The organism is Peribacillus simplex (assembly GCF_030123325.1).
GTDB classification, from domain to species: domain Bacteria; phylum Bacillota; class Bacilli; order Bacillales; family DSM-1321; genus Peribacillus; species Peribacillus simplex_D.
The window spans coordinates 544,485-557,090 of sequence record NZ_CP126106.1; the positions used below are offsets into that span (position 1 = coordinate 544,485).

General features: G+C 42.6%; 10 protein-coding genes. 9 read left to right on the forward strand and 1 reads right to left on the reverse strand.

The window, feature by feature from the left end; translation table 11 throughout:
• Positions 1 to 195: 195 nt before the first annotated feature.
• Complete coding sequence (locus tag QNH43_RS02660; RefSeq protein WP_283916706.1) at positions 196 to 1,542, forward strand: aspartate kinase; 1,347 nt, start codon at positions 196 to 198, stop codon at positions 1,540 to 1,542.
• A gap of 716 nt (positions 1,543 to 2,258) precedes the next feature.
• Here QNH43_RS02660 and QNH43_RS02665 read toward each other — a convergent pair.
• Positions 2,259 to 2,819, reverse strand: a complete 561-nt coding sequence (locus QNH43_RS02665) for a nitroreductase family protein (protein WP_283916707.1) — start codon at positions 2,817 to 2,819, stop codon at positions 2,259 to 2,261.
• A gap of 450 nt (positions 2,820 to 3,269) precedes the next feature.
• Here QNH43_RS02665 and QNH43_RS02670 point away from each other — a divergent pair, with 450 nt between their 5' ends.
• From QNH43_RS02670 to QNH43_RS02705, 8 genes are all read left to right on the forward strand, one after another.
• Positions 3,270 to 5,018 (forward strand): ABC transporter ATP-binding protein, encoded by a 1,749-nt coding sequence (locus tag QNH43_RS02670; protein WP_283916708.1) that lies wholly within the window; start codon positions 3,270 to 3,272, stop codon positions 5,016 to 5,018.
• Positions 4,993 to 6,783 carry an ABC transporter ATP-binding protein gene (locus tag QNH43_RS02675; RefSeq protein WP_283916709.1) on the forward strand — a complete coding sequence of 597 codons (1,791 nt, stop codon included), beginning with the start codon at positions 4,993 to 4,995 and terminating at the stop codon, positions 6,781 to 6,783. Before QNH43_RS02670 ends, QNH43_RS02675 begins: the two co-directional genes overlap by 26 nt.
• Positions 6,780 to 7,004 carry a hypothetical protein gene (locus QNH43_RS02680; RefSeq protein WP_076370797.1) on the forward strand — a complete coding sequence of 75 codons (225 nt, stop codon included), beginning with the start codon at positions 6,780 to 6,782 and terminating at the stop codon, positions 7,002 to 7,004. The genes QNH43_RS02675 and QNH43_RS02680 overlap by 4 nt, the downstream gene beginning before the upstream one ends.
• Positions 7,005 to 7,163: 159 nt before the next feature.
• Positions 7,164 to 9,218: a carbon starvation CstA family protein gene (locus QNH43_RS02685; RefSeq protein WP_283916710.1), complete on the forward strand. Its 2,055-nt coding sequence runs from the start codon at positions 7,164 to 7,166 to the stop codon at positions 9,216 to 9,218.
• Positions 9,219 to 9,231: 13 nt separating this feature from the next.
• Positions 9,232 to 9,435, forward strand: a complete 204-nt coding sequence (locus QNH43_RS02690; RefSeq protein ID WP_076370801.1) for a YbdD/YjiX family protein — start codon at positions 9,232 to 9,234, stop codon at positions 9,433 to 9,435.
• 305 nt (positions 9,436 to 9,740) lie between these two features.
• Positions 9,741 to 10,955 (forward strand): ammonium transporter, encoded by a 1,215-nt coding sequence (locus tag QNH43_RS02695; protein ID WP_076370817.1) that lies wholly within the window; start codon positions 9,741 to 9,743, stop codon positions 10,953 to 10,955.
• 14 nt (positions 10,956 to 10,969) lie between these two features.
• Entirely contained in the window at positions 10,970 to 11,332 is a 363-nt protein-coding gene (locus QNH43_RS02700; RefSeq protein WP_063235326.1) for a P-II family nitrogen regulator, read from the forward strand.
• A gap of 580 nt (positions 11,333 to 11,912) precedes the next feature.
• Complete coding sequence (locus QNH43_RS02705) at positions 11,913 to 12,563, forward strand: LytTR family DNA-binding domain-containing protein (RefSeq protein WP_076370821.1); 651 nt, start codon at positions 11,913 to 11,915, stop codon at positions 12,561 to 12,563.
• The last annotated feature ends 43 nt before the right edge of the window (positions 12,564 to 12,606 follow it).

A 12,606-nucleotide genomic window follows, 5' to 3' on the forward strand; every position in this document is an offset into this window, starting at 1 on the left:
AGAGACAATGGGCAAATGCCCGTTGTCTTTTTTAGTTTTTTAGCCATTATCGATCAGCGGTCTAGTTGTTTTGTCTTTTTAAAAAGTACAAATGTCCTTCAGTAACGGAATTTATACTTGATTGTTTCGAGAAAAAGCGTAATAATAGGGAGAGTTAATTTTGACAGAATATTTACGAAAATAGGGGATGTCGAGATGAAAGTTGCGAAGTTTGGTGGAAGTTCACTTGCGTCAGGTGAACAGTTAAGAAAGGTATTCGAAATTGTCGTTTCTGATCCAGAGAGGAAGATTGTAGTCGTTTCGGCTCCAGGGAAACGCAATTCCGATGATATAAAGGTGACGGATTTATTGATTGAAGCTGCGGAACAGCAGCTGCGCGGGGATAACGGAGAGCATTTGATAGAAGATGTCGTATCCCGCTATGCGAGCATTGCTGAAGAACTCAATATATCCGAGAGTGTCGTCACTGGGATTCATGAAAATTTAATGGCACTGTTGCATGCAGACCAAACTAACCCGAAGCGCTATTTGGATACCTTGAAGGCCAGTGGCGAGGATAATAATGCGAAGCTGGTCGCAGGTTATTTCCAAAGCCTTGGAGTAGAGGCGCAATATATAAATCCGAAGAAGGCAGGCTTGATCGTAACGGATGAAGGTGGGTTTACCAAGGTGCTGCCAGAGTCTTATGAACGGTTATATGCTCTGCGTGATGAGCCTGGAATCATAGTATTCCCAGGGTTCTTCGGATATACGTTAGATGGTGATGTTTTAACCTTCTCAAGAAGCGGTTCCGATATTACTGGTTCGATTCTTGCGAATGGGGTCAAAGCTGATTTGTATGAGAACTTTACAGACGTGGATGCCGTTTATGCGGTGAATCCAAATGTGGTTTCCAATCCAAAGGGAATCCGGGAATTAACTTATCGTGAAATGCGTGAGCTTTCTTATGCGGGTTTCTCGGTATTTCATGATGAGGCGCTGATTCCTGCATTCCGTGCGGGAATACCTGTCCATATTCAGAATACGAACAATCCGGCGGCACAAGGGACCCGCATTGTGAGTACACGGGATAATACGAACGGGCCGGTTATTGGCATTGCAAGTGATAAAGGATTTTGCAGTATTTACATTAGCAAATATTTGATGAACAGGGAAGTTGGTTTTGGCCGGAAACTGCTGCACATCCTCGAAGATTATGGAGTTTCATATGAGCATATTCCATCAGGCATCGATGATGTGACGCTTATTCTAAGGCAGGACCAGATGAAGGGTGAAGCCGAGAAGAAAATCATTTCACGAATCAAGAAAGAGCTTCATGCTGATGAAGTGAATGTTGAGCATGATCTTGCCTTGATCATGCTTGTAGGGGAAGGAATGCGCCATAATGTCGGAACAACGGCAAGAGCGTCAAAAGCCTTGGCCGAAGCGAAGGTGAATATCGAGATGATCAACCAAGGCTCTTCGGAGGTAAGTATGATGTTCGGTGTGAAAGGGCATAACGAAGAGACGGCAATTCAGGCATTATATCACGAGTTCTTTTGAGTATGATAGTTTAGGGACCTCCTTTTAGAAGGGGGTTTTTTGTGATTAATCTTTTAGTCATTACATACGGCTAGTGGTCTTTTCATCTGGTTCTTTATGATAGTGGCAATGACCGTGGGGGAAATCATTCCAAGCTAACAGACGCGCTGTAGGGTTCAGGGCGTCTGTTTTAATTCAATACCCTTTCCTTCAAGTGGCTAAAGCAATTTGAGGGGAACGGAGTCGACGCTCTTGAAACGGATCAAAAGGGGCGTCCAACCTCTGAATACTTTTCTTTCACCAAATCATAAATGAAAGAGATGTCAATGGCGCATCAAGTTTCCGGGCCAAATGATTCACTGGCACCAATTGATTTAAAGTAATCACTTCGAGTTGCCTTTGCTGAATAGAATCATGTTTAGAAAGCATCCTTATCACCTCAAGTTTAATACCTCTATATCATACAAAAAAGAATGTAGGAATAAGTTCTATCAATATGTTAAAACAAAGTTGATTGGAGTGTAAGGTGCGGGACTCCTGCGGGAAAAGTCTAGGGGAGACACCTCAGAGGATTAAGCCGAGGAGGCTCCCGGACCGCCCGCGGAAAGCGAGTGCCCTACGTTACAATCAACGTTCGAATTGTAACAGCCATAAAAAAACTGTAGCCAAACTCGATTTTCATCGAGTTTGGCTACAGTCTGAGCCTCCAGTTGAGAATTGAAGGTTTCCCTTTTATATTAGTCCATAATGGTCAGTATTTGCTCGATCTCTTTCCTTGGACGTGGAGTGGGGATCATATCGGGATAGCCGACGTGAAGGCTGCCGACGATCTTCTCGCCGGGTTTCACGCCTAAAGCTTCACGAAACTCCATGCTGTGTATCATGCCGTATGTTTCCCATATCATCCCGATTCCTTTTTCCCAGGCAAGCAGGCTGAAATTCTGGATCAAGGCACTTGTAGCCGCATAATCTTCTTCACGTGTCATGGGATTCGGATTCTCTTCCATGATCACCGCAACAAACATCGGTACACCTATAAGTTTATTATATCCTCGCTGTCCGGCCGCTTTTTTCTTTTCAGGGTCCTTCTCTTTGCCTGCCATGAAAGCACTGGTTGCCTCCGCGAGTTTTAAACGGCTTTCACCATGCACCACGACGAAGCGCCATGGTTGGGTCATCTTATGGTTCGGTGCCCATGTCGCAGTTTCCAATAATGATTGGATGGTATCAATAGGAACAGGAATGTCCTTAAATCGTTTGATGCTGCGCCGTTCTTTAATGATATCTTCCAGTTTCATGATCATCCTGCTCCTTTAATCATATATGTAAGTTTAATAGTTGAAAAAAAATAATCCCCGGCTGCCTAATATGCTTTCAACGTGAATAAATTACTTGAATAAAGAGGGGGCAATATTCTAGTGACTTGCATTCGCTAATGAGCATATAATTTTACTAGGCACAGAGAAGCCGGGGCGACATTGTAGCTATGTACAATATCAAAAGGGTACGATAAGAGAATATCGTAATTGCTTATCAAATTTCAGAGATCGATAATGAAATTGAAAATCATTATCAATTAGAATTTTCGCTTATTTCGTGTAATTTGTCAAGGGTATTTATTAAAAAAAATTCAATATATTTACCAATCCTTTATAATAGTTAAATCTTTTAAAAAATCTGTATAAAAATGTATAATGAAAGGATGAAAAGATGCTATCTACATATGAATTAATCGAAGGGTGTCATAGATGAAAAATTTGTCCTCATTTCTTAAGCCATACTGGCTTTTGATCATTCTTGCTTTATCCTTAATGATTGTCGAGCTCGGGGTAGAGCTGTTACAACCTCTATTTATAGCAAAAATAATTGATGATGGCATTTTGCAGAAAGATTTATCGGTGGTGATTAAATGGGGAAGTGTCATGGTTGGACTTTCCGTTTTTTCATTCCTTGGCGGGATCGTTAATTCCTTTACGGCATCACATGTAAGTCAAAGCTTTGGACATGATGTAAGGAAAAGCCTTTTTGGTAAAATACAGGCGTTTTCTTTTGCGAATTTGAATAATATCCCTACTTCCTCGTTGATAACAAGGATGACGAATGATGTGACCCAACTTCAAAATACGGTTTTTATGGGCCTGCGTATCATGGCAAGGGCGCCATTGATCGTAATCGGCGGGGCGATAATGGCGATTACGGTCGATTTGAAACTATCCCTTGTTTTGGTCATTTCAATTCCAGTTCTTGTCTTCTTCCTTAGATGGGTGATGAAACGAGCGGCCAAGCTGTTTAAGCTCGTACAGAATAAACTCGATAATGTCAATGGCGTCATGAGGGAAAACCTGATAGGCATGCGATTGATCAAAGCTTTTCTTCGTAAGGAGCATGAAATCGGCCGATTTGACGATGCGAATGAAGAGTTGAAAAGAAAGACTGTGACTTCCCTTCGTTTAATTGAAACGACGATGCCTATGTTGATGCTTGTCATGAATGTGGCGATTCTGATCATTCTCTGGCTTGGAAGCGAATTTATAACAACGGGAGATATACAGGTAGGGGAGGTGGTGGCGATTGTCAACTATGCCACGAGGATTGCGGCATCCCTTTCCGTTTTTTCATGGCTGATCATGGTCATTTCCCGTGCGAAGGCTTCAGCGGAACGTGTGACGGAAATATTTGAAACTCCGATAGATATTGATGAAGGCAAGGCGGAAAGTAAGAGTGGGGACATCAATGGGGGAGGCATCAAGTTTCTGGATGTATCTTTCCGCTATCCTGGAACCGATACCCCGATATTGAAAAACTTGAGCTTCTCCATCGATCCTGGAGAATCGCTTGCCATCATAGGAGCGACAGGATCAGGGAAAACATCACTGTTTCAGCTGATTCCGAGATTATACGAAGTTGAAAGCGGCTCCATTCGAATTGATGACCAGGATGTGAAAGATATTCCATTGAATTCGCTGCGGAAAAGGATCGGCTATGTACCGCAAGAGGCCCTGCTATTTTCAGGAACCATAAAAAATAATGTCGCTTGGGGAAAAGAAGATGCCTCGATGGAGGAAATCATGACAGCGGCCATGCATGCCCAGGTCCATGAGACCGTAATGAAACTTCCGAAACAATATGAAACCCAGTTAGGGCAAAAAGGTGTGAATCTGTCCGGAGGGCAAAAACAACGCTTATCGATTGCAAGAGCATTGGTGCGCAGACCTAAGATTCTCCTTCTGGATGATAGTACGAGTGCCCTGGATTTGAAAACGGAAAGTAAATTGCTTGCCGCTTTAAAGGACTATACATGCACAACGCTCATCATTACACAAAAAATCAGTACGGCCATGGAGGCGGACAAAATATTGTTGCTGGAAAGTGGTCAAGTAATTGCGCTGGGGAAACATCAGGATTTGATGCAAATAAGCGATCTTTATCGAAAAATCGTACACTCACAGTTTGGCGAGGAGGGGATTTCTCTTGAGTCCAAGAACATCTCCCGATAAGGCAAGGACTAAACCGGTCAACTCCTGGAATACGATAAAAAGGATCATTCCCTACTTAGCAACGAATAAAAGCCTGCTATTTTGTGTCCTTTTCATGGTACTGATAAGCTCGGTTTTGGGATTGCTTGGCCCTTTTCTTGTTGGGATGGCCATTGATGATTATATTGTCACAAGAGATAGCGGGGGGCTGATAAGCCTTCTTTTCGGACTTCTCGGGGTCTATATATTCTATTCCTTATCCATGTGGCTTCAGAATTATTGGATGATCGGAATCGCGCAGGATACGGTTTATGCAATGCGCAATCAATTGTTCAAAAAGCTTCACCAGTTGTCCATTCCTTTTTTTGACCGGCGTCAGCATGGTGAATTGATGAGTAGGGTCACGAATGATATAGAAAATGTCAGTTCCACTTTGAATAGTTCAGTCATCCAGATTTTTTCCAGTGTTCTGACACTGGTCGGGACAATCGGAGTTATGCTGTATTTGAGCCCTTTATTAACTGTTTTAACCTTATTAATCGTTCCTCTTATGTTCTTCGGTCTGAGATGGATAACAAACCGGACGGGAAAGCTGTTTAAACAACAGCAGAAGAATCTTGGTGAACTGAATGGTTTTATAGAAGAAACGATTTCAGGACAACGGATCGTGAAGGCTTTTTCACAGGAAGATATAGTGATCCGGGATTTTGTCATCAGGAGTGAAAATTTAAAGAAAGCTGGTTTCTTATCACAATCATACTCTGGGCTGATTCCGAAATTGATGAATTTACTGAACAACTTAAGCTTTACGGTAATAGCCGCTGTCGGCGGGTTTTTGGCGCTGAGTGGCATAGGGACGGTTTCCATCGGGGTCATTGTCATTTTCACCGAGTATTCAAGGCAATTCACCCGTCCGCTCAATGACCTCGCTAACCAATTCAATACACTTCTCTCGGCTGTTGCCGGTGCGGAGCGGGTTTTCACCATACTTGATGAAAAAGAAGAGGAAGTGGATGAGAAACAGGCCTCTGAGCTTCGTGATATCCGTGGTGAGGTGGAATTTGAGGGTGTTTCCTTTTCGTATAATGATGAGGAGCAAACGATATATGATGTTGATTTCCGTGCGGAAAAAGGGGAGACCATCGCGCTTGTAGGTCCCACTGGGGCAGGTAAGACTACGATCATTAACCTTATTGCCCGTTTTTACGAGCCGAACAGCGGCCGGATATTGATTGATGGCCAGGATATCCAACAGGTGACGAGGTCCAGTCTCCGTAAGCACATGGGCTTCGTTTTACAAGATTCTTTTTTGTTTCAAGGTACGATTCGTGAAAATATCCGCTACGGTCGACTGGATGCCGAAGATGAAGAAGTGGTGGATGCAGCGAAGCTTGCCAATGCCCATTCCTTTATCATGAAATTGCCGGATCGGTATGATACCATCTTGAATCAGGATGGCAGTGGGATAAGCCAGGGACAACGCCAGCTATTATCGATTGCCAGGGCTATTCTAGCCGATCCCGTTCTCTTGATTTTGGATGAAGCTACAAGTAGCATAGATACGATTACAGAGCTTAAAATCCAGGAGGCTTTACACCGTTTGATGGAGGGGAGGACAAGTTTTGTCATTGCCCACAGATTGAATACAATTCAGCAAAGTGACCAAATCCTTGTTCTTGATGAAGGAAGGATCATTGAAAAGGGATCCCATGAAGAATTGTTGCGGCAGAGGGGTTTTTATTATGAACTGTTTCGCAGTTCATTAAGGGGAAACCAGATTGGATGAAGAAAGAATGTGTGCCGTCAGGGCGCACATTTTTTGTGTTGGTCCCCATTATTAGGATATTAAACTTGGGGATTGCATTCTATTCATATAATGAAAAACCTTCTAAAAAATGTGGATTTTTCACCCAATACGGCTTTATAAAGCGTGAAAATCATCAATTCCATCTTGGTGGGAACCGAGGGAATTATCGACAAAATAATGGAAAATACTTTACAAATTGACTAGTTTGCTATTGCTAAAAAACCTTAAGGTAACATATAATTCAGAATATATATAAAATTCTTTAAATTTAATGGGCTAGGGGAGGAATATAGCCCTGGCCCCTTATGAATGAGGTTTTTTATAGTTGCAACCAGTTCAATAGAGAGGAGATGGAAAAAATGAAAACGCTTAAATCGGTCATCCTTTGGGGGATCATATCTGCGTTGGGTGCGGTGAGTTTTGGTTTCGTCGCGCTAAACCGGGGGGAAAGCATCAATGCCATGTGGATTGTCACTGCAGCACTCTGTGTTTATTCAATTGCATACCGCTTTTATAGTAAATTCATTGCACGGAAAGTGTTTGAGCTAGATGACAATCGCCAGACTCCATCTGAAGCGAATAATGATGGGAAAGATTATGTTCCTACAAACAAATGGGTGTTGTTTGGTCACCATTTTGCAGCGATTGCCGGAGCTGGCCCTCTCGTTGGTCCCATCCTTGCAGCGCAAATGGGATATCTGCCAGGGACACTATGGCTTGTAGTCGGAGTTGTATTGGCTGGTGCCGTACAGGATTTTATCATTCTCTTCGGTTCGATGCGCCGTAACGGCAAATCATTGGGAGAGATGATCAAGGAGGAAATTGGACCGATTACAGGCTTGATAGCGATGATCGGTATCCTGGGTATCATGATCATTTTATTAGCGGTTCTTGCCCTGGTTGTCGTAAAGGCGCTCGTGGGAAGTCCGTGGGGGATGTTCACGATTGCCTCGACCATACCGATCGCTGTGCTTATGGGCATTTACATGCGCTATATAAGGCCTGGACGGGTTGGCGAAGGATCGATTATCGGAATCATACTATTGATGCTCGCGTTATATTTCGGTCGCTTTGTATCAGAGAGCGCAACATTGGCGCCAATGTTCACTTTCAGTGGGGAAACGATAGCCATCATGTTGATTGTATACGGATTCGTTGCCTCCGTTTTGCCTGTATGGATGTTATTGGCACCGCGTGATTACTTAAGTACATTCTTGAAAATCGGTACGATCATCGGGCTTGCACTTGGTATCTTTATTGTCATGCCGAGCCTTGAAATGCCTGCCGTCACTCAATTCATCGATGGAACAGGACCCGTATTTTCCGGAAACTTATTCCCGTTCCTATTCATTACGATCGCTTGTGGGGCGGTATCAGGTTTCCATGCACTCGTTTCTTCAGGAACAACTCCTAAAATGATCGAACGTGAATCCCATTCACGTCCAATTGGATACGGGGCGATGTTGACTGAATCCTTTGTAGCCATCATGGCGATGATAGCAGCTTGTGTACTGACTCCTGGTATCTATTTTGCCATTAATAGCCCGGGTGCCGTTGTGGGAACGGAGCCAGCACAAGTGGCTGCCACGATATCCGATTGGGGTTTCATTTTGACACCTGAGATGATTACCGGACTTGCTGACGATGTTGGGGAAGAGACCATTATATCCCGTACTGGAGGAGCTCCAACCTTTGCTATCGGCATGGCCCATATCTTTTCGCAAGTGATTGGCGGAGCATCCCTGATGGCGTTCTGGTATCATTTCGCGATCCTGTTCGAGGCATTGTTCATATTGACCACCATTGATGCTGGAACCAGGGTAGGGCGTTTTATGATACAGGATATAATCGGGACCTTTTACAAACCTTTTGCCGAAACGAATAAATGGCTGCCCAATATTATTGCGACTGCCATTTGTGTAATCGGCTGGGGGTACTTCCTTTATCAAGGGGTCATTGATCCTCTTGGCGGAATCAACACCCTTTGGCCATTGTTTGGAATTGCGAATCAAATGCTTTCCGCCATTGCGTTGCTGCTTGGGACGACGGTCCTTTTCAAAATGGGCAAAAAAGCGTACACATGGGTCACTCTTGTCCCTACTACATTCTTGTTGATAGTGACCATGACGGCTGGGTGGCAAAAGCTGTTTCACGAAAACCCCGCTATTGGCTTTTTGGCACATAAGGATAAGTTTAAAGCTGCCTATGATAATGGGGAAATTCTTGCTCCGGCAGCTAACCTTGCCGAGATGAAACGGGTTATCGTCAATGATTATGTGGATGCTGCCCTATGTGCCATCTTCATGATCGTGGTGATCACGGTCCTGATTTCCGCCATTAGGTTATGGATAAAAGTCTTGAAGAACCAAAAAATAGATTTACATGAAACACCTTATGTATCAAGGACGTCATAAGGGAGGGAAGGCAATGTTGAAAAGATTGATTAAAATTCTCAGCTACAGAAAGCAATTCGTCAGTTTGCTAGTCGGCGTGCCAAGTTATGATACTTATGTGGCCCATATGAAAATGCATCATCCTGAAGACCCTGTGAAAACCAGGAAAGAATTTTTCTGTGAAGCCCAGGATGAGCGGTATAATGCTAAGGGTGGAAAAGTGTCTCGTTGCTGCTAACTGAATATCTTTTGAAGGGCCCTCAATAGGAGGGTCCTTTTTTAATGGGGTTTTTTAGGACGGGACATAAGTAGAGGGGGAAATGTAATGGGAATGGAGTCGTGAAATTGGTGAAATGTATTTTTAAAACGAAAAAACCCATTATTTCTGATCCTTTATTCATATTGATGTGATATAACCTCACATATTTTCGTGAAAAATAAAAATTAAGTTGAATTTTTAGAAAATTAAGTATATGATAAAAAACATAACATTTAAGTGTTAATAAACATAACATATATATAAAACAAGGGGGAAAAAACAGTATGCAAATGGCGGATTCGGTATTCATGTTTTTGGCGACGATGATGGTTTGGCTAATGACACCAGGGATTGCCCTATTTTATGGAGGGATGGTAAAAAGTAAAAATGTCCTGAATACGGCAATGCATAGTTACATGCCACTGGCTGTTATTTCGATTCTTTGGGTGCTTATTGGATATTCATTATCATTTTCACCTGGTAATACATTTCTAGGCGGTCTGGACTGGGTTGGGTTAAAGGATGTAGGCTTTGCACCTGGACCATACAGCGAAACAATTCCTCATAGTTTGTTCATGTTATTCCAAATGACTTTTGCCGTGTTAACAGTCTCGATCATTGCAGGTGGCATTGCCGAGCGGATGAAGTTTTCAGCATTCCTGATTTTTACGATCCTTTGGTCTTTATTCGTATACGCTCCCGTTGCACACTGGGTATGGGGAGGCGGCTGGTTAGCGGAATTGGGTGCGCTTGACTTTGCAGGTGGCAACGTCGTCCATATTTCTTCAGGGGTTGCGGGTCTGGTTTTAGCGATCATGTTAGGTAAAAGAAAAGAGTCGGGTGACAGTGCACCACATAATCTTCCTTTAACATTCCTCGGAGGTTCATTAATTTGGTTCGGGTGGTACGGCTTCAACGTCGGAAGTGCATTGACAATCAATGAAGTGGCGATGAATGTATTCGTTAATACAGCAGTTGCAGCTGCTGCTGGTATCATAGGCTGGCTGATCGTTGAGTATATGGCTAATAAAAAGGCAACATTGCTGGGTGCGGTATCCGGAGCCATTTCTGGCTTGGTAGCCATTACACCTGCTTGTGGATTCGTAACCACTGCCTCTTCCATCATCATTGGTGTCGTCGGCGGTGCCGTATGTTTCTGGGGCGTATTCTTCCTGAAGAATAAACTGGGTTACGACGATGCACTTGATGCTTTTGGATTACATGGGATCGGTGGGACATGGGGAGGCATCGCCACAGGTTTGTTTGCGACCACTTCCGTAAATGAAAGCGGGGCAAATGGTTTATTCTATGGCGATTTCAACTTATTGTGGAAACAGCTTGTAGCGATCGTCGCGACATATATTTTCGTTGCCGTGGTCACTTATATCGTTGCGAAAGTCATAAACCTTTTCGTGCCGTTGCGTGTCAGTGAAGAAGATGAGTCAATGGGGCTTGATCTTACACTTCATGGAGAAAAGGCTTATCACGAATCCATTTAAAAGGGGGGGCTCATATGTCCGAGGTTTTAACGAAAATAGAAATCATTACTCGTCCAATCAAGTTTGAACAATTCAAAGCGGAACTTGCAAAAATAGGCGTAAGCGGAATGACAGTTTCGGAAGTAAAAGGAACGGGTCTTCAGAAAAGTTATGTGGAAACATATAGAGGCAGAAATCGTGAAATGTCATTGCATGACCGAATGAAAATCGAAATCGTCGTGTGTGAGGTGCCAGTTCAGGATGTTGTGGATGTAGCAAGGAAGTTCTTGAGTACCGGTAAGCCTGGGGACGGTAAAATCTTCATATATGAATTGGCGAATGTTGTGAATATCCGGACCGGAAAAGAAGGTCATGATGCGTTAAAGAATGATATCTGATGCTGTGATTAATTCGGCCGTATGTGCCGGATACAGTGGATAAGGAAAGGGAGCTGAAAATGGGGAGACTGGTCCGAATTGTTAATGCGAAAAAACAAAAGATCGTTAATACGCTCATTTCAGAGGATGTATATCAACCTGATGACCGACCCTTTTTATTGGAATTGCCACTGAAGAACTTAGAAGAGATATTATCCCTTCGAATAAAATCCTCGTTTCAAAATCCCCGTTTTAAAAAATAACCTTTCAGCCGTTATCCAATAAAGGGAGAGCGGCTTCTTTATGCTTTGATGCCCAACCTCGGCTATGGGGATTATATGTTAGGTATAAGGAAGCTTTTTTCTAGAATCCCCCATGGAAATCAGGGCGCTTTCCAACTATAATGAATAAGGATATAAATTTAAATACGATTTTTTTGCTTTTTTTGACGTTTTTCGCTTAGTTACTTCCATTTTTCTTTATTTTGCGAAACGCGAATTCAAAAAAATGTAAGTTTTCCAGAAAACGATGAATTATTTCATGAATGCCCTGTTTAATAATAGGGAAATTATTAATATGTTCTTTTAAGAGGTGAAAGGAAATGGATCAATTTACGGTCGAATCCGTTTTGAATATCATCAGGGAGTTTGTACCGAAGGATGCTTCAATTTCTGTGGCTGATTCTGAAAAATACATTTATTATCAACCGAGCAAACAAGTTGACTTAAGAATAAAACCGGGTGATTTAATCAGTGAAAAAACGGCGACATATAAAGCGTTGAGTGTTCGTAAAAAAATAGGGGTGCAAGTTGAAAGTAATGTATTTGGCGTACCTTACTATGGGCTGAGTGTTCCTATAATGGACGAGGGCAATCCTTTAGGGGCGGTAACGGCCATCTTGCCGTCAAAGCCATTAATTTTACCGACATCATTCTTGACCATTAAAACAGATGACCGCTGGATACCGCTTCCATATGATGAAATAATGTATTTGGAAGCTCAAAATAGGAAAACTAAGATTCAGTCCGAACGTGTGAGTGGATTTCATAAAATGAACTTAAGTGAACTGGAATTCATTTTACCTAGTGATTTATTCATTCGCGTGCATCGTTCGTACATCGTCAATATCAATTATATACAAGAGATCCTTCCCGATTTTCATTCTACATTTTTACTGATAATGAAAGACAATTCCAAAATCCAGGTCAGTCAAACATATGCAAGTCAATTTAGAAGGGCTTTGGGGTTTTAGTGATTCTCCTTTGTGTGAAAAAAATGCTGGTTTATGCTCTATT